An 18,630-nucleotide genomic window follows, 5' to 3' on the forward strand; every position below is an offset into this window, starting at 1 on the left:
AATCCCAGACAGAATAACGTCTTAGCCCTGGGTCCGGTGTCTCATTCCACGATCCGTTGGCGATAACGCCGAACGCCAAACAACGTTATGGCGATCAGACCCAGTATGCCCGCGCCGATCCAGGTCAGGGCGTCATAGCTCAACAACGGCTTTTCGGTGCGCCAATAACCCGGTTGCTTGAAGACCTCGCGCATGGCCTGGTTGGTTTGCGCCAGGCTCACGGCCTTGATGCGTTTGACCGGGTCGCTGAAATGACCATCGGCGTAGTCGCCGGAGGCACTCCAATAATAGTCCGCCAGCGCGCTGTTACCCTGTACAGCCCAGGCCTGGCGGGCAATGGCCGCGTGTTGCAGGCGGGCAAATACCGTTGGGTCCAGACCGTCCTTGAGCAGTTTTGCCTTGAGGTCTTGCAGCACCTGTTCGGCCTCGGGCAGATTTTCCCGTTCGAGGTCGGCATTCAGGCTCAGGAAACCGACGCCGCCGAGCACTTCGCGTTCAGTCCACGGGCCATAGGATAAGCCGTGCTTGAGGCGTAGTTGCCGGTACAGCGCCCAGTCCAGGTAATCCTTGAGCAGGTTGTAGGTTTCGTCATGCTGGTCATCCAGTACCGGCTCGGCGAACAGCCAGTGCAGCTTGGCGCCATCGCCGACCCAGCCGTGGATCAGGTCGCGGTGGCTGGCGGCAGTGTGCCGGATCGCCGGGAGCGGCCGATGTTCGCTGGGCTCCACCGGGTCGAGTTGGCCGTAGGTACGTTCCAGGTAGGCGGGCAGCAGTTTGTCGAGGTCACCGACGACGATCAGGGTCATGTTGTTCGGCGCGTACCAGTTCTTGCGCACCGCTTCCAACTGATCGCGAGTCAGGTGATTGGCCTCGGCGCGTTCGGCGCATTTAAGGCCCAGTTCGACGGCCAGTTGGTTGCTGGCGTTGTGGCCGAGGTCCTGGCGGTCCAGCAGGCGTTGCAAATGGGAGTAATGGCCCCCGTCTTCACGTTCGACCACCCGCTTGGCCGCATCGATATTGGCGTCGGTCAGTTGCGTGCGGGTGAGGATGGCCAGTAACAGGTCCAGTACCTTGCGTTGGTTTTGCGCAGGGGCCTCGATCACGAAAGTGGTGTCGGCGTTGCTGGTGTAGGCGTTCCACTCGCCGCCCAGGGCTTGCATGCGGTCTTCGAGGTCGCCTTCTGCGCCGCCGTCGATACCGCTGAACAGCAAGTGTTCGAGCAGGTGCGGCAGTTCTTTGTCTTCGCAGCCGAAGTCATCCAGGCCCACGCCCACTACCAGGCGAATCGCTACGTGCCCGCGTTCGGTGCCCGGCTTGAGCAGCAGTTGCAGACCGTTGGGCAAGGTGTAGCCTTCGACTTGCAGGCGGTCAAAGGCAAAGGTATGTGCCGAGCCCAGGAGCAGGCAGGCGAGTAACAGGCGACGCATAACAAGCTTCCTGGCGAATAAGGTCCATTGTTAACTGACTTCACTCGCCGTCGTACGTTCAGGGTGAATGGGTGATGTCGGCAATATCTTCGGCGGAGAGTGCGCCAGTGTCGGATGTTTCCAACACTACATAAGCGCTGCTACAAAACAACGAATTCAAGCGTTTCATGTCGGCAATCAGCTCCAGATGCAGTGAGCTGGTCTCCAGGCTCTGCACGATCTTGCGTTGCAGGCGGCTGACGTGGGCGTGGGCCAGGCGACGTTCCTGGGCGCGAAAGCGGCGCTTTTCACGCAGCAATTGGCGGGCGCTTTCCGGGTCGCCACTGAGAAATACCGAGAGCCCCAGACGCAGGTTGGAAATCAGCTGACTGTGCAAGCCGCTGAGTTCTTCCAGGCCCACTTCGGAAAATTGCCGGCGTTGCGAGGTTTTCTGCTGCTGGACTTTACGCAGCATGCGCTCGATCAGGTCACCCGCCAGTTTCAGGTTGATCGACAGCTCGATGATTTCCGCCCAACGGCGGTTGTCTTGTTCGCTGAGGTCTTCACGGGGCATTTGCGCCAGGTAGAGTTTGATCGCGCTGTAGAGCGCCTCGACGTCATCGCTGAGGCTGCGCATCTCCTGAGTAATTGCGGTTTGGTTGCCGCGCAGGACCTCTTGCATCGAAGTGAGCATATTGTCGATCAGGTCGCCCAGGCGTAGGGTTTCTCGCGCGGCGTTGGCTAAGGCCAGGCTCGGCGTGGTGAGCGCGGCCAGGTCAAGGTGGCGTGGTTTGGCCTTGCCATTGGTTTCTTCGCGCTCGGGCAGCAGCCAGGCACACAGCCGCGCCATAGGGCCAATGGTGGGCAGCAGAATCAAGCAGCGCGTGACGTTGTAGAGCAGGTGGAAGGTGATGACCATGCCTTGGGCGCTGTAGTCCAGGCCATCCATCCAGAGGACGAGTGGGTCAAGCACGGGAATGATCAGCAACAGACCAATCAATTTGTATAACAAGCTGCCCAGGGCCACTTGGCGCCCGGCAGTGTTTTGCATGCTGGTGCTGAGAAAGGCCAGCACGCCGCTGCCGATGTTGGCGCCGATCACCAAGCCGATAGCCACATGCAACCCGATCACGCCGGCGCCGGCCAGGGTTGCCGTGAGCAGCACAGCTGCAAGGCTGGAATAGGAAATCATGGCGAACAGCGCGCCGACCAGGGCGTCCAGCAAGATATCGCCGGTCAGCGAGGCGAAGATGACTTTCACGCCCTGGGCATGGGTGATCGGCCCGGCGGCTTCGACGATCAATTGCAGCGCGAGGATGATCAGTCCCAAGCCGATTCCGACCCGGCCCAACTGCCCGGCGCGGGTCTGTTTGCGCGACAGGAAGAAAATCACCCCGAGGAAGATCAGCAGCGGCGACAGCCAGGACAAGTCGAAGGTCAGCACCCGGGCCATCAACGCAGTACCAACGTCGGCGCCAAGCATGGTGGCCAAGGCCGGCGTGAGGCTCATCAGCCCTTGGCCGACAAAGGACGTCACCAGCATCGCGGTAGCGTTACTGCTTTGCACCATGGCTGTTACCAGGATGCCGGCGACAAAGGCCAGCCAGCGCTTGGACATGTTCTGCCCGATGACTTGGCGCAAATTGGAGCCGTAGACCCGCAGGATGCCGGTACGGACGATATGCGTGCCCCAGATAAGCAGGGTCACGGCGGAAAGCAGATTGAGCAAGGTCAGCATGCTCGGCCCCCCGTGTGGGTGCGCTCCAGAAGGAGCGAAGGAAAGTTGCCGCGTGCCGCTCTACGTCTTGTACTTAAGCTGTAGTTGGCGAATGGGCTCTGCGCCAGCATCGCATAGCTAAAGTCGGGATTGAAACAAAACTGTCATGACATCAGTTTTTTGCAGATGAAAAAAAATGGGGCGCAAGCGCCCCATTTCAGCAGCGGGGTCAGGTTTATTGACCCGGCATGTCCTTGCGCAGTTTCACTGGATCCTGCTGTTTTTTCTTTTTCGCCATGGCGGTGCGCATCTTGATGTTCACCGCCTCCACTGCCAGGGAGAACGCCATGGCGAAGTAGACGTAGCCTTTTGGCACGTGCACGTCGAAGGATTCGGCGATCAGCACGGTACCCACCACCAGCAGGAACGACAGCGCCAGCATCTTCAGCGACGGGTGCTTGTCGATGAATTCGCTGATGGTGCCGGCGGCCAGCATCATCACCAGTACGGCCACGACGATTGCAGCCACCATTACCGGCACATGGGAAACCATGCCGACGGCGGTGATCACCGAGTCCAGAGAAAAGACGATGTCGATGATCGCGATCTGGATGATGGTGTAGATGAACTTGCCACCGGCGCCCTTGGGCTCGTCGTGGGTTTCGTCTTCACCCTCCAGGGCGTGGTACATCTCCTGGGAGCTTTTCCACAGCAGGAACAGGCCGCCGAAGAACAGGATCAGGTCACGGCCGGAAATGCCCTGGCCAAGCACCACGAACAGGTCTGCGGTCAGTTGCATGACCCAGGTGATCGACAGCAGCAACAGGATGCGCGTGACCATGGCCAGCGCCAGCCCGAAGATCCGGGTGCGCGCCTGCATATGCTTGGGCATGCGGCTGACCAGGATCGAAATCATGATGATGTTATCGATGCCCAGGACGATCTCTAGGGCCGTCAGGGTGAAGAAGGCAATCCAGATTTCCGGATTGGTCAGCCATTCCATGTGTATTCCTTTGAGCAAATGTTATACCGCGTCAGCTGCAGCGCCGCGCGGTGAGTGAGTCGGTACGATTATAGAGTGCTGAACAGCGGAAAAATCCCCATCAGCAATGCAGCGAACATTATGCACAGGCACACCAGCACTGCCCACTTGAGGGTGAAGCGCTGATGATCGCCGAACTCGATACCGGCCAGGGCCACCAGCAGGTAAGTCGAGGGTACCAGCGGGCTGAGCAAGTGTACCGGTTGCCCGACAATCGACGCGCGGGCCATTTCCACGGCGGTGATGCCGTAGTGGCTGGCGGCTTCGGCCAGTACCGGCAGCACGCCGTAGTAGAACGCATCGTTGGACATGAAGAAGGTGAACGGCATGCTCACCAGCGCGGTGATCACCGCCAGGTACGGGCCCATGGCCTCGGGGATGACCGCCAGCAGGCTCTTGGACATGGCGTCGACCATGCCGGTGCCCGACAGGATGCCGGTGAAAATGCCGGCGGCGAAGATCAGCCCCACCACCGCCAATACGCTGCCGGCGTGGGCCGCGACGCGGTCTTTCTGCTGTTGCAGGCACGGGTAGTTGACGATCATCGCGATACTGAACGCCACCATGAACAGCACTGGCAACGGCAACAAGCCGGCGATCAGGGTGCACATCAGCGCCAGGGTCAGGGCGCCGTTGAACCAGATCAACTTCGGGCGGCGAGCGTCAGGGAACTGCGACACGCTGATTTCGCTGTGGTCAATCTCGTCACCTTGCAGGTGCAGTTCACCCAGGCGCGCACGCTCGCGCTTGCCGTACATGTAGGCAATCACCAGGATCGCCACGACGCCGGCGGCCATGGCCGGGATCATCGGAACGAAGATGTCCGAGGGGTCCACATGCAACGCACTGGCGGCGCGGGCCGTAGGGCCACCCCAAGGGGTCATGTTCATCACGCCACCGGCGAGAATGATCAGGCCCGCCATGATCCGCGGGCTCATGCCGATGCGCTGGTACAACGGCAGCATGGCGGCGACGCAGATCATGTAGGTAGTGGCGCCATCACCGTCCAGGGATACCACCAGGGCCAGCACGGCGGTGCCGACCGAGACCTTCAGCGGGTCGCCCTTGACCATCTTGAGGATCTTGCGCACGGCCGGGTCGAACAGGCCGGAGTCGATCATCAAGGCAAAGTAAAGGATGGCGAACATCAGCATCACGCCGGTCGGCGCGAGCTTGGTGATGCCTTCGAGCATCATCGGGCCGATCTTCGGCGCGAAACCGCCGAACAACGCGAACAGGATGGGCACGATGATCAGGGCAATCAGCGCGGACAGGCGCTTGGTCATGATCAGGAACATGAACGTGATGACCATGGCAAAGCCAAGGAAAGTCAGCATAGGGATACTCCAGGCGTAGCGCGGCTAGGGAATGGCAAACCGGGTGAGGGTCAGCGCAGAACGAAAGGCACGAGGCGTACGGGGGGAGTTGCAGCGAACAGGCGGGTACGAGCGGACATCGGGAATCACCATTGTTGTTGTTAACAGCCGGTCTGTTGCCGGCAGTGAGGGCGATCCTAGACGGGGAAGCTTTCAGCCAGCTTTCGCTGAGAAAACAGCTGATGAAGGGCAGGCACCATTCTTCAGGTTGGCGCAGAACAAAATGTGGGAGCTGGCTTGCCTGCGATAGCGGTGTGTCAGCCAATATCTCTTATGGCTGTGCCACTGTCATCGCAGGCAAGCCAGCTCCCACATTTGGAAGGTGGTTGCTAATAAAATTCAGGGCAGTTCGAGGCCACCGGCGGCTTTATGCAGCACTCGGAGGTGTTCACCGACTTGCTTGAGGTTGGCTTCACTGGCGGCAATCTCGGCAGCGCGGGAGGGATCGAGCAGCGCCCTCACCTCCTTATCCAACTCGCCGGTCAACGACTGCAGTTGCTTCTGGCGCTCGGCGCTTTCCGATTCCAGGCGCTTGGCTTCCGAAGGCTGCGGCAGGCCATAGCCGCCACTGTCCAGCAACTCGGCCGGGCGACTGAGAAAGCCACTGTTGGCGAGGATTTGTTGCAGTGTGTTGTTGGCTTTCTCCATGCCACCGTTTTTCAGCTCGCGAGCATTGAGGTAGCGCTGTTTGACCTCGTCCTGGGCGAGCATCAGTTGCCTGCGATAGCTGGCCTGCTCCAGCAGCAGCAGCGCGGCGCTGGTGCGCAGGTCGGCCTGGCTGAACCACTGGCGACGCGCTTGCGCATCCAGAGCCAACCAGTCTTCGACCTGGGTCTGCTTGATCGGCAGGCGCTTGCGCAGCACATCGAACATGGCCTGGTAACGCTCGCGGAACGAGTCGAAGTGATACCCCAGGCGCAGTGCCTCGCGTTTGTCATTCAACACGCTGGTGTCGGCCAGGCCGCGCGCGCTGAGGACCTCGAGCAAACCGTTGGGGGTGATGTTGTCCAGGCCGGTCAATTGCGGGTTGGCGCTGCCACTGCGCAACAGTTTCAGGCTCTCCACAGCACAGTTGTTGGAGATAAAGAAGTAGTTGCCGTCATAGCTCCAGTGCATTTCAGCGGCATGTTCGACGGTGTCGTTGATTTCCTGACGGTTGAGCTTCAGCGGCACCGACGCCAGGCCACGCAGTTCGGTCTTGGTGTATTCGTCGATGACCTGGGCCAGCGGCAGTACGAACAGCCGCGACGGGTACTTGCCGACCAGGCCATCCCAGCTCGACAACTGTACGTCGCCGACGAAGGCGCGGTAGGACAACACCAGGTGTCGGTCCAGGTCCAGCCGACAATCCGGGCCACGCGGGCGACCTGGGGCGCAAATCACCAGGCGCAGCATGCTATGGCCCCAGCGGCTGACCAGATTCTGGTTGGCCTCGGCGAGCAGATAATCGATTTCATACACCCGTTCCGGGTCAATCTGGCCCAGGGGCGTCTTGGCGAAATCGTTACCGGCGTTCAGGAACGGATAGGTCGTGGCACAGGTGTCCTGCACGGGCGGTGCCCAGCCGAAATGTTCCTTGTAATAGCGGAACAGCGCGGGGCGTCGGCAGGCGTAGCTGGGGTCGAGGAGGAAATACTCCATGTTGACCGCCACGAACTCCAACGGGCTGGTGGTTTCGTAGATATCCGGGCTGCGCACCACCTGATTATTGTGCTGTTCGCGTTCGCCGCGGCGGCCGACGTATTGCGGCCAGCCGGCGAGGTCCAGCAGGCGCGGATCGTCACTTAGGGTAAAGCGACGGCCGTTCTGGCCACGGCATTGGTCGGGCAAACCGATCAAGCCGGTGATGTTGTTCTGACGGCTGCAGCGTTGGATCAGGGCGCGTTCATCTTTGGACCATAGGCGCGCACGGTCATAGATGTGGGTCAGTTCATGCAGCACGGTGGCGAGCATTTCCCGGCGCACAGTGCCGTGTGGGCGATTGGTTTTCTGGGTGGCGGCGCTGCCGTCGGTCAGGCTGGCGAGCAGGTTTTGGTTCAAGTCCAGTTCGGACACAAGAGAGGCTTGGCCGTAAGCGTTTGCTGGCATCTTGTCGGTCCAGCCGACATCGATGCGGCGATCCAACTGCTCGATGAAGCGTGGCGGCAAGGCGCGCATGGCATCATCGAGCAATGCCTGGCTGGCCTGCTGTTCAGCGGGGCTCAAGCCATCGGTCTTGAGCCGCAATTGCAGGCTGGCCTGGGCTGTAGTTGCACACAGCAGCACAGCTCCGGCCAGAAGCCAGGCTTTGATACGCCTCACAGAGCGAGAATAGCTTCGGCGAGGGTCTGGTCACTGGCATCACGGGCTTGTGGTACGCGGGTGCGCAGGGTGTCGAACGCAGCCTCGAGCTGCGCACCACGGATCTGGCCGTTGGTGGCGACGAAACTGGCGGCATCATCGTGGGCTTCGCGCACGATTTTGGAATCGCGGATGGAGGTGGTGGTGTCCGAGGTGAAATCAATAGTGCGCGCCGAAGCACGCACGACGATGTTGCTGGTGGCCTTCAAGGTTTGCGCCTGGGCGACATCGGCCAAAAACAGCAGGCCGAGGGCGGCGACGATCAACGGGCTACGCATTGCGGTGACTCCAAATACAAAGATGATTATTGGACGAGAATTGCTTGCGCCAGTTCAAGGTCGCTTGCATGAAGTTTTGGTTGGGTGCGGCGCAGATAATCCAGTGCGGACTCCAGGCGTGCGCCCCGCCATTTTCCGTCAGTGGCAATGAAAGCGGCAGCATCATCCTGGGCGGCCATGACCAACTTGTTGTCGAACGGTGCAGAGGTCACCTTGCTGGTGGCGTACACGCTGACAACAGTGCTCTGGGTGGACACATCAAGGGCCGAAGCCACGGGTGACCAGCAGGCGGAAAACAATATAGGGACAATCAACAGGCGGTATGAAAAAGCCATGGGACTCGACAACTGAAAGCGAGCGTCAAGGCTAGCGCAATGCCCGGGCGAGAGCCAGCGCGCAGGCATCCGGGAGCGGCTGGCGCCCCCTTCTGGTTGCTGCGGATCAGATCGCCAGGATGGCCTGTGCCAGCTGTGCATCGGTTGCGGTGTTCAGTTGCGGCGCTTGTTGGCGAATCTGCGCGAGGGCGCTTTCCAGCTTCACGCCACGGATGGCGCCTTCGCTGGCGACAAAGCTTGCAGCATCGTCACGCGCGGCCTGGACGACCTTGTTGTCGCGCAGGGAAGAAGTAGCATCGGAACTGGCGTCGGAGGTGGCTTTAAGTGCGCCGACGATCGAGTCGGTGGTCATGATAAAGCTGCTCGCATTGGCATTGGCAGCCAGGGTCAACACAGCGACAGTGCACAGCAGGCGAAGACGGGACATGAGGGTAACTCCTGTAGACGAATAATAAGGTGGCGCGAAGCGGCCACCGCGAACGGACTGGGACTGTGAGCATCAGACGCACGCTCTACAAGGTTCGCCACGTGGTGAGTGGATATTAGCCTCGCGCCTGTCTATTCGGAAGCCAATCATTTAACTGTGCTTGTCAATTTTGTTGTTTATTAAACTGTACCTATCGAAAGAAATTCTGCAGTTTCAAGTCCATGTCGCAGAAACAACAAAGCCCGCCTCCGGTTATCCGGGGCGGGCTTTGTTTTGACAAATCTGGGTGCTGGCGGTGGACCCGGCGGGTCAGGGCCAGCGGGCGCCTATCAGCGCCAGAACGGCTTGCTCAGCTCTTCGTAGCGTTGAGCTTCGCTGATACCGGCGTCAGCCAGCAGACGCGAATCCAGGCGAGCCAATTGGTGGCGGCTGGAGATGCGGCGCTGCCACAACATCAGGTTGGCGAGAACGCGCAAAGGCAGGGAAGCGTTGGTGTTTACAGCTTTATCTTCGAAGAACAGTTCGGAACTGAGTGTACGTTCCATGATGACATCCTTCCGCTTGTGGCGGGATTAGGTAGTGGTTTAACTGATGCCAATGATCCTCCTCCGACGCAAGACTCTCTAGATACAGTTCACCTGTATTGTGAGAGGCCAGTTAACTGTTTAATCAGGCTGTACGGTACGAAAATGGGGCAACTGTACCTATCTGCACCTTAAAGGTGCGAAATAGGTGTTTTTTAGGAAAAACGTGAGATATTTCAGTAGGAATTGACCAGTACAGCAGTACAGTTTTTTACGAGGATGCCCATTGGATCTCCGAGCTGATGAAACTGTATTTGCATCAGCCCGGATCTGTATCGATCAAGCCTTGAGCATGTGCCCGGTCTCTTCAAGGTTGATGTGCCAACTGAGGGCTTCACGCAGGATATGCGGTGTGTGCCCGCCGATGGCACACGCGGCCTCAAAGTAGGTATTGAGCGCGTCGCGGTAGGCCGGATGCACACAGTTGTCGATGATCACCCGTGCGCGCTCCCGTGGTGCCAGGCCGCGCAAATCGGCAAGGCCCACTTCGGTGACGAGAATGTCCACGTCATGCTCGGTGTGGTCCACATGGCTGACCATCGGTACCACGCTGGAAATCGCGCCGCCCTTGGCAATTGACTTGGTGACAAAGATCGCCAGGTGCGCATTGCGCGCGAAGTCACCGGAGCCGCCAATGCCGTTCATCATCCGCGTGCCGCACACATGCGTGGAATTGACGTTGCCGTAGATATCGAACTCCAGCGCGGTGTTGATACCGATGATGCCCAGGCGCCGCACCACTTCAGGGTGATTGGAGATTTCCTGCGGGCGCAGCACCAGTTTGTCCTTGTAGTGCTCCAGGTTGCCGAACACGTCGGCATTGCGTCGCTCCGACAGGGTGATCGAACTGCCGGAGGCGAAGCTCAGCTTGCCGGCGTCGATCAGGTCGAACGTGGAATCCTGCAGCACTTCCGAGTACATGGTCAGGTCTTCGAACGGTGAGTCGATCAAGCCGCACATCACCGCGTTGGCAATGTTGCCGATCCCCGCCTGCAGCGGGCCGAGCTTGTTGGTCATGCGCCCGGCGTTCACTTCTTGCTTGAGGAAGTTGATCAGATGGTTGGCAATGCCTTGGGTGTCGCTGTCAGGCGGCGTCACCGTGGAGGCGGAGTCGGCCTGGTTGGTGATCACGATGGCGACGATCTTCTCCGGCGGGATCGGAATTGCGGTGCTGCCAATGCGGTCGTCGACCTTCACCAGCGGGATCGGCGTACGGGTCGGCCGGTAGGTCGGGATATAGATGTCATGCAACCCTTCCAGGTTCGGGTTGTGCGCCAGGTTGATCTCGACGATCACCTGCTTGGCAAAAATCGCGAAACTGGCCGAGTTGCCTACGGAGGTGGTGGGCACGATGTGCCCTTGCTCAGTGATCGCGACGGCTTCAATCACCGCGATGTCCGGCAGTTTGAGCTGGTTGTTGCGCAGCTGCTCGACGGTTTCCGACAGGTGCTGGTCGATAAACATGACTTCGCCGGCGTTGATCGCCTTGCGCAGGGTGCTGTCGACCTGGAATGGCATGCGTCGCGACAGCACGCCGGCTTCGGTCAGCTGCTTGTCCAGGTCATTGCCCAGGCTGGCGCCGGTCATCAGGGTGATTTTCAGAGGCGAAGTCTTGGCGCGTTCGGCCAGGGCGTGGGGGACGGCCTTGGCTTCACCGGCGCGGGTGAAGCCGCTCATGCCGACGGTCATGCCGTCCTCGATCAGTGCGGCGGCGTCTGCCGCGCTCATGACCTTGTTCAACAACGAAGGCAAGCGGATACGATCACGGTACATGAATTTTTATCTCAGGCTGCGGAAGCAAGGTGGGCAGTGTAGTGATTTCAAAAGATTTCGGCCCGCTACCATGGTCGAATGCAAGGCAGCGATTTAGAGCCTTTGGTCGGGTTTCATGCAGCAATAAAAAACCCCAGCCTACGCGAGGCCGGGGTTTGGAGTATTGCGCTGAAGCAGTGTTATTCGACGGCCTTGACCATGTCTTCGATGACCTTCTTGGCGTCACCGAAGACCATCATGGTCTTGTCCAGGTAGAACAGTTCGTTATCCAGCCCGGCATAACCGCTGGCCATCGAGCGCTTGTTGACGATGATGGTCTTGGCCTTGAACGCTTCCAGGATCGGCATGCCGGCGATCGGTGAGTTCGGATCGTTCTTGGCGGCCGGGTTGACCACGTCGTTCGCACCCAACACCAGCACCACATCGGCCTGGCCGAATTCGGAGTTGATGTCCTCCATTTCGAACACCTGATCGTAGGGCACCTCGGCTTCGGCCAGCAGCACGTTCATATGCCCGGGCATACGGCCTGCCACCGGGTGGATCGCGTATTTCACGGTCACGCCACGGTGGGTCAGCTTTTCGGTCAGTTCCTTCAGTGCATGCTGTGCCCGTGCCACCGCCAGGCCGTAGCCTGGGACGATGATCACGGTGTCGGCGTTGGTCAGCAGGAAGGTCGCGTCGTCGGCCGAACCGGACTTCACCGGGCGTGCTTCTTTAGAACCGGCAGCAGTACCGGCGTCCGGCGCATTGCCGAAACCGCCGAGCAGCACATTAAAGAAGGAGCGGTTCATCGCCTTGCACATGATGTACGACAGGATCGCGCCGCTCGAGCCCACCAGGGAGCCGGCGATGATCAGCATCGAGTTGTTCAACGAGAAGCCGATGCCCGCCGCCGCCCAGCCGGAGTAACTATTGAGCATCGACACCACCACCGGCATGTCGGCGCCGCCAATCGGGATGATGATCAGCACACCGAGCACGAAGGCCAGGGCCAGCATCAGCGCGAAAGCGGTGAGGTTGCCGGTAAACATGAACGCCAATCCCAGGCCCAGCGTAGTGAGGCCCAACAGCAGGTTCAGCTTGTGTTGGCCGCCGAACTGTACCGGTGCGCCCTGGAACAGGCGGAACTTGTACTTGCCCGACAGCTTGCCGAAGGCGATCACCGAGCCGGAGAAGGTGATTGCACCGATGGCGGCACCGAGGAACAACTCCAGGCGGTTGCCCGCAGGAATCGCATCGCCCAAGTGTTTGACGATACCCAGGGATTGCGGCTCAACCACGGCGGCAATCGCAATAAACACCGCTGCCAGGCCGATCATGCTGTGCATGAACGCCACCAGCTCCGGCATCTTGGTCATTTCAACACGCTTGGCCATGATCGAACCGGCTGTACCGCCGACCAACAGGCCCACAATCACATAGCCGATGCCAGCAGTCGCAAGTTCGGCGCCCAGTTTATAGATCAGGCCCACAGTAGTAAGCACCGCCAGCGCCATGCCGAGCATGCCGAACAGGTTGCCGCGTCGCGAGGTGGTGGGGTGCGACAGGCCTTTGAGGGCCTGGATGAAACAGATCGACGCGATCAGGTAGAGCGTCGTCACGAGATTCATGCTCATTACTTCGGCGCCTCTTCTTTTACTTTCGGGGCTTTCTTCTTGAACATCTCAAGCATCCTACGCGTAACCAGGAAACCACCGAATACGTTAACCGCCGCCAGGGCTACCGCCAGGGTGCCCATAGTCTTGCCCAGCGGCGTCACGGTGAGGGCTGCGGCCAGCATGGCGCCCACAATCACGATTGCGGAAATCGCGTTTGTCACTGCCATCAAAGGCGTGTGCAGCGCGGGTGTTACGTTCCAGACCACGTGGTAACCGACATAAATCGCCAGCACAAAGATGATCAGGTTGTAGATACCGGGGGAGATAAGCTCTTCCATCGACTGAATCCCTGCTTAGGCGTTTTTGCGGATGACTTGGCCGTCGCGGCACATCAGGCACGCGGCGACGATGTCGTCTTCGAGGTTGATTTCAAACTGCCCTTCCTTGGTGAAGACCAGCTTCAGGAAGTCCAGCAGGTTGCGTGCATACAACGCCGACGCGTCGGCGGCGACAGCGCCCGCCAGGTTGGTCGGGCCGCAGATGATCACGCCGTTTTCCACCACCACCTGGTCCGCGACGGTCAGCGGGCAGTTGCCGCCTTGGGCGGCGGCGAGGTCGATGACCACTGAGCCGGGCTTCATTTGCGCCACGGTATCGGCACTGAGCAGGGTTGGAGCCTTACGGCCTGGGATCAACGCTGTGGTGATGACGATGTCGGCCTGCCTGGCGCGTTCGTGTACGGCCAGCGCCTGGCGCTGCATCCAGCTGGTCGGCATCGGGCGTGCGTAACCACCGACACCGACGGCGCATTCACGCTCTTCATCGGTTTCGTAGGGAACGTCGACAAATTTTGCACCGAGGGATTCGATCTGCTCTTTAACCGCTGGGCGTACGTCGGACGCTTCGATCACCGCACCCAGGCGTTTCGCCGTGGCAATGGCCTGCAGGCCCGCAACGCCGGCGCCGAGGATCAGCACACGTGCAGCTTTTACGGTGCCGGCGGCGGTCATCAGCATCGGCATGAAGCGCGGGTAGTGATGAGCGGCCAGTAACACGGCCTTGTAACCGGCGATGTTGGCTTGCGAAGACAGCACATCAAGGCTCTGGGCCCGTGAAGTGCGCGGCGCGGCTTCGAGGGCGAAAGCGGTGATGCCGCGCTCTGCGAGCTTGGCGATGGTTTCGTTGCTGAACGGATTGAGCATGCCCACCAACACGGTGCCACTTTTGATCAGCGCCAGTTCGCTGTCGCTGGGGGCAACCACCTTGAGTATCAGCTCTGCGCCAAATGCATCGTTGGCGCTGCCAATGGTTGCGCCTGCCGTTTCATAGGCACTGTCGACGATGCTGGCGTTAATGCCTGCGCCGCTTTGTACAGTGACCTTATGGCCCTGGCCGATCAGCTTCTTGATGGTTTCCGGGGTGGCAGCCACCCGCGTTTCACCGGTCTGGGTTTCGAGAGGAACACCAATGTGCACGTCAAATCTCCTGCATGATCTTTTTGCTTTTGATCTTTTTGTAAAAAGGCCAGTGCACCGCGAGTGGTGCAACTGGGGCGGCCGATCAGCACGGTCCCGCTGAAATGACAGCGGGGCGCGGCATTTTGCAGGCGAACTTTACGGCCTTCAAGGGATTATGACGGGTGACGAAAAATTAACTACAAGTCACCCTGTGACTGATTGTCGCAACACCACGGAATAACCTCATTAAATACAAGTAATTAAAGGGCTGCAGGTGTCTTTCGCTGCTTTTTCCATCTTTGGCGTGAATAGTCGGTTATTGGCTGGTAGGTGTCGCTACAAGCCATGAAAATCATGGCTTGTAGCGGTGTTTTTGCTTCATGGGTACAGTCTGTTCAAATGCGACATATATTTATATCTGTAGGATTAATAATTAACTGACTACAGGGTCAATAATTTGAGGTATTTCCCTCAGATACTGGGACTGTAGCGCTGTGATTGGTCGACCAGCCAATCCCTGAAAGCGTGTAATGAGGCTGACTCGACCTTTTTATCGGGAATCATCAGGTAATAAGCCTTTTCGCTGCTCAACGCTTCAGTGCTGGCAATGACCAACTGCTGCTCCGTCAGCTCCCGCTGGATGAGGAAGGGCGGAATCAGCGCAACGCCCATGTCATGCATGGCCGCTTGGGACAACATCGAGAATAGCTCGTATCTAGGGCCTGTCATGTCGCGGGGAACGTTCAGCTGTCGAGCGTTGAACCATTGGCGCCAGGCATAGGGACGTGTCGTCTGCTGCAGTAGCGGCAGTTCGGCGATCTCTTGGGGGGTGAAATGCGTGCGGCCACCGAGTAAGCGTGGGCTACACACGGGTATAGGGTTTTCGCCCATGAGTCTGTGGGACTCTGTACCGGACCAATCGGCATCGCCGAAATAGATTGCAGCGTCGAACTCCGTGTCGGCGAATAGGAAGGGGCGCGTGCGGTTGGTCAGGTTGACCGTTACTTCCGGGTGCTTACGTTGAAAGTCCTTGAGGCGCGGGATCAGCCATTGCGTGCCGAAAGTCGGCACCACTGCCAGTTCGATGGCGTTGGCCCCCTGCTGGCCCATGACGGACAGGGTGTCTCGCTCCACAGCGTCTAGCTGTGTTGCCACTCTGCGGCTATAAGACAGGCCAGCCTCCGTCAACTTCACACCGCGTCGTGAGCGGCGAAACAGTTCGACACTTAAAAACTCCTCTAGGCTGGCGATCTGTCGGCAGATGGCGCCCTGGGTGATCGAAAGCTCTTGCGCCGCCTTGGTAAAGCTCTCGTGACGGGCTGCTGCTTCAAAGCTTATCAGCGCGGTGGTGCTGGGAATTTTTCTGCGCATGTACATTGCCCTCACAGATAAAGCGCATTTCTGGCCTGGTTGAGTGTTACGAAGTGAGAAATTAGCACAAGGCTATGCGGAAACCTCGTTTGCCCTCTGGGCCGACCCGGCCTAGTCTGCATCTACGACTTCTGATGTTTTGCGCGAGGACTTATTCATGGCTGGCAAGGCAAGCTTCAACTGGATCGATCCGCTGCTGCTGGATCAACAGCTCACCGAAGAAGAGCGCATGGTGCGCGACAGCGCTGAGCAATTTGCTCAGGACAAGCTGGCCCCGCGTGTGCTCGAAGCCTTCCGTCATGAAAAGACTGACCCGGCGATCTTCCGTGAGATGGGGGAAACCGGTTTGCTGGGTGCAATGATTCCCGAGCAGTACGGTGGCAGTGGCTTGAACTACGTCAGCTATGGATTGATTGCGCGTGAAGTGGAGCGTGTCGATTCCGGCTATCGCTCGATGATGAGTGTGCAGTCGTCACTGGTCATGGTGCCGATCAATGAGTTTGGCACTGAAGCGCAGAAGCAAAAGTACCTGCCGAAGCTGGCCTCTGGCGAATGGATCGGCTGCTTCGGCCTGACCGAGCCCGACCATGGCTCCGACCCAGGCGCGATGATTACCCGGGCGCGCAAAGTGGATGGCGGCTATAGCCTGACCGGCGCGAAGATGTGGATCACCAACAGTCCGATCGCAGATGTGTTTGTGGTGTGGGGCAAAGACGATGCGGGCGATATCCGTGGCTTCGTCCTGGAGAAGGGTTGGAAAGGCCTGAGCGCACCTGCCATTCACGGCAAGGTCGGCCTGCGGGCCTCCATCACCGGTGAAATCGTCATGGATAACGTATTCGTGCCAGAAGAGAATATTTTTCCGGATGTGCGTGGTTTGAAAGGCCCTTTTACCTGTCTTAATTCGGCACGGTACGGGATTTCCTGGGGGGCGCTGGGAGCTGCGGAGTTCTGTTGGCACACGGCGCGTCAGTACACCCTTGATCGTCAGCAGTTCGGTCGGCCATTAGCCGCCACGCAGTTGATCCAGAAGAAGCTGGCCGATATGCAGACCGAGATCACCCTGGCGCTTCAAGGTTGCCTGCGTCTGGGCCGAATGAAAGATGAGGGTACGGCGGCGGTTGAAATTACCTCGATCATGAAGCGTAACTCCTGTGGCAAGTCCTTGGACATTGCGCGTATGGCCCGGGACATGCTGGGTGGCAACGGCATCTCCGATGAGTTCGGGGTGGCGCGTCACCTGGTCAACCTGGAGGTGGTCAATACCTACGAGGGGACCCATGACGTGCATGCCTTGATTCTGGGGCGCGCACAAACCGGTCTTCAGGCGTTCTATTAATAGGAGCATGGGCATGGGCGCGCTTTCGCATCTGCGGGTACTGGATTTGTCGCGAGTACTGGCGGGACCCTGGTCCGGGCAGATCCTTGCAGACCTTGGGGCCGAGGTGATCAAGGTCGAAAGACCCGGCAGTGGTGATGACACGCGCGCCTGGGGGCCGCCCTTCCTGAAAGATGCTGATGGCGAAAACACCAGTGAGGCAGCGTATTACCTTTCGGCTAACCGCAATAAAGAGTCGGTGACTATCGACTTCACGCGACCGGAGGGGCAAAAGTTGGTGCGCGATCTAGCTGCCAAGTCGGATATCTTGATCGAGAACTTCAAGGTGGGGGGGCTTGCAGCCTATGGCCTGGACTATGAATCGCTCAAGGAGACCAACCCGGAGCTGATTTATTGCTCAATCACCGGGTTTGGCCAGACGGGGCCCTATGCAACGCGTGCCGGCTATGACTTCATGATTCAGGGGCTGGGTGGGCTCATGAGTCTGACGGGCAAGCCTGAGGGGGAAGAGGGGGCCGGGCCGGTCAAGGTTGGTGTCGCCCTGACGGACATCCTGACAGGGCTCTATTCAACCGTGGCGATCCTGGCGGCGCTGGCGCATCGCGATCACGATGGTGGTGGTCAACATATCGATATGGCACTGCTGGATGTACAGGTGGCTTGCCTGGCTAACCAGGCGATGAATTACCTGACAACCGGAGCGTCGCCGAAGCGCCTGGGGAACGCCCATCCTAATATAGTGCCCTATCAGGACTTTCCCACGGCTGATGGGGATTTCATCCTCACCGTGGGTAATGACGGCCAATTCCGTAAATTCGCCGAAGTCGCTGGGCAGCCACAGTGGGCGGATGACGCGCGTTTCTCCACCAACAGGGCTCGAGTAGCTAATCGTGCGGTGCTTATTCCATTGATCCGCCAGGCTACGGTCTTCAAGACGACTGCTGAATGGGTGGCAGGGTTGGAGAGAGTGGGTGTGCCGTGCGGACCGATCAATGATCTGGCGCAGGTATTTGCTGATCCTCAGGTCAAGGCGCGGGGCTTGGCGATGGAGCTGCCTCATGCGCTGGCGGGGATGGTGCCTCAGGTTGCCAGCCCGATACGTTTGTCCAAGACACCTGTGGAGTACCGTAGTGCGCCTCCTCTATTGGGGGAGCACACGCTTCAGGTGTTGCAGGGGGTTCTGGGGTTGGGGGCAGCTAATGTGGCTGCGTTGAAGGCGGCAGGTGTCATCTGAGCTATTCCCTCTATATAGAAGCACGAAGAGTGTTCTTCTAGAGAATGCTCGTTTTTTTGATCAATCCTAACTTATTGATAGAAAAGCTGAATTAAGCCTTGACGGCAGATTCTGGAAGCCTATAATTCGCCCCACTTCCGGCGCAGTCGAAACGGAAAACTCCTTGGTAAACAACGAGTTATGAAGTTTTCGGCAGCAAGTTGCTTCAGTTCATCGAAGCCAAAAAGAAGTTGAAAAAGAGGTGTTGACAGCAGCGTGTAACGCTGTAGAATTCGCCTCCCGCTGATGAGAGATCAGAAGCGCAAGTGGTTGAAGTTGTTGAAGAAATCTTCGAAAGCTTCTGAAAATAATCA

Annotated in this window: 16 protein-coding genes; 2 read left to right on the top strand and 14 right to left on the bottom strand. The window is 58.9% G+C overall.

The window, feature by feature from the left end; genetic code table 11:
* Window positions 1-41: 41 nt before the first annotated feature.
* The 14 genes from TU73_RS07320 to TU73_RS07385 form a co-directional block, all read right to left on the bottom strand.
* Window positions 42-1,427 carry a M16 family metallopeptidase gene (locus TU73_RS07320; protein WP_057011628.1) on the bottom strand — a complete coding sequence of 462 codons (1,386 nt, stop codon included), beginning with the start codon at window positions 1,425-1,427 and terminating at the stop codon, window positions 42-44.
* A 58-nt stretch (window positions 1,428-1,485) separates the two neighbouring features.
* A complete protein-coding gene (locus TU73_RS07325) occupies window positions 1,486-3,144 on the bottom strand; it encodes a Na/Pi cotransporter family protein (protein ID WP_057011629.1) in 1,659 nt (552 codons plus the stop codon).
* Window positions 3,145-3,358: 214 nt separating this feature from the next.
* Window positions 3,359-4,126, bottom strand: coding sequence for a TerC family protein (locus tag TU73_RS07330; protein ID WP_057011630.1), 768 nt, complete (start codon window positions 4,124-4,126; stop codon window positions 3,359-3,361).
* Window positions 4,127-4,194: 68 nt separating this feature from the next.
* Entirely contained in the window at window positions 4,195-5,502 is a 1,308-nt protein-coding gene (locus TU73_RS07335) for a CitMHS family transporter (protein WP_003187405.1), read from the bottom strand.
* Window positions 5,503-5,880: 378 nt separating this feature from the next.
* Window positions 5,881-7,842, bottom strand: coding sequence for a DUF7844 domain-containing protein (locus TU73_RS07340; protein ID WP_057011631.1), 1,962 nt, complete (start codon window positions 7,840-7,842; stop codon window positions 5,881-5,883).
* Window positions 7,839-8,159, bottom strand: a complete 321-nt coding sequence (locus TU73_RS07345) for a DUF2388 domain-containing protein (protein WP_057011632.1) — start codon at window positions 8,157-8,159, stop codon at window positions 7,839-7,841. The genes TU73_RS07340 and TU73_RS07345 overlap by 4 nt, the downstream gene beginning before the upstream one ends.
* A gap of 26 nt (window positions 8,160-8,185) precedes the next feature.
* Window positions 8,186-8,494, bottom strand: a complete 309-nt coding sequence (locus tag TU73_RS07350; RefSeq protein ID WP_057011633.1) for a DUF2388 domain-containing protein — start codon at window positions 8,492-8,494, stop codon at window positions 8,186-8,188.
* A gap of 106 nt (window positions 8,495-8,600) precedes the next feature.
* Window positions 8,601-8,921, bottom strand: coding sequence for a DUF2388 domain-containing protein (locus TU73_RS07355; protein WP_057011634.1), 321 nt, complete (start codon window positions 8,919-8,921; stop codon window positions 8,601-8,603).
* 329 nt (window positions 8,922-9,250) lie between these two features.
* Window positions 9,251-9,466, bottom strand: coding sequence for a DUF1127 domain-containing protein (locus TU73_RS07360; protein ID WP_043048367.1), 216 nt, complete (start codon window positions 9,464-9,466; stop codon window positions 9,251-9,253).
* 318 nt (window positions 9,467-9,784) lie between these two features.
* On the bottom strand, window positions 9,785-11,278 hold the full coding sequence (locus TU73_RS07365; protein WP_057011635.1) for a succinyl-CoA:acetate CoA-transferase ScpC: 1,494 nt from the start codon (window positions 11,276-11,278) through the stop codon (window positions 9,785-9,787).
* 179 nt (window positions 11,279-11,457) lie between these two features.
* On the bottom strand, window positions 11,458-12,894 hold the full coding sequence (locus TU73_RS07370; protein WP_057011636.1) for an NAD(P)(+) transhydrogenase (Re/Si-specific) subunit beta: 1,437 nt from the start codon (window positions 12,892-12,894) through the stop codon (window positions 11,458-11,460).
* The gene (locus tag TU73_RS07375) at window positions 12,894-13,214 is read right to left on the bottom strand and encodes an NAD(P) transhydrogenase subunit alpha part 2 (RefSeq protein ID WP_003187417.1); all 321 of its coding nucleotides are present in this window, start codon (window positions 13,212-13,214) and stop codon (window positions 12,894-12,896) included. The genes TU73_RS07370 and TU73_RS07375 overlap by 1 nt, the downstream gene beginning before the upstream one ends.
* A 15-nt stretch (window positions 13,215-13,229) precedes the next feature.
* Window positions 13,230-14,351, bottom strand: a complete 1,122-nt coding sequence (locus tag TU73_RS07380; protein ID WP_057011637.1) for a Re/Si-specific NAD(P)(+) transhydrogenase subunit alpha — start codon at window positions 14,349-14,351, stop codon at window positions 13,230-13,232.
* 453 nt (window positions 14,352-14,804) lie between these two features.
* Window positions 14,805-15,704 carry a LysR family transcriptional regulator gene (locus TU73_RS07385; protein ID WP_057011651.1) on the bottom strand — a complete coding sequence of 300 codons (900 nt, stop codon included), beginning with the start codon at window positions 15,702-15,704 and terminating at the stop codon, window positions 14,805-14,807.
* A 157-nt stretch (window positions 15,705-15,861) separates the two neighbouring features.
* Between TU73_RS07385 and TU73_RS07390 the strand changes: the two genes are divergently transcribed.
* Together TU73_RS07390 and TU73_RS07395 are read left to right on the top strand one after the other, a co-directional pair.
* A complete protein-coding gene (locus TU73_RS07390; protein ID WP_046070301.1) occupies window positions 15,862-17,043 on the top strand; it encodes an acyl-CoA dehydrogenase in 1,182 nt (393 codons plus the stop codon).
* Between the two features lie 13 nt (window positions 17,044-17,056).
* The gene (locus TU73_RS07395) at window positions 17,057-18,277 is read left to right on the top strand and encodes a CaiB/BaiF CoA transferase family protein (protein ID WP_057011638.1); all 1,221 of its coding nucleotides are present in this window, start codon (window positions 17,057-17,059) and stop codon (window positions 18,275-18,277) included.
* Window positions 18,278-18,630 lie beyond the last annotated feature (353 nt).

This window comes from Pseudomonas libanensis (assembly GCF_001439685.1).
Classification (GTDB): domain Bacteria; phylum Pseudomonadota; class Gammaproteobacteria; order Pseudomonadales; family Pseudomonadaceae; genus Aquipseudomonas; species Aquipseudomonas libanensis.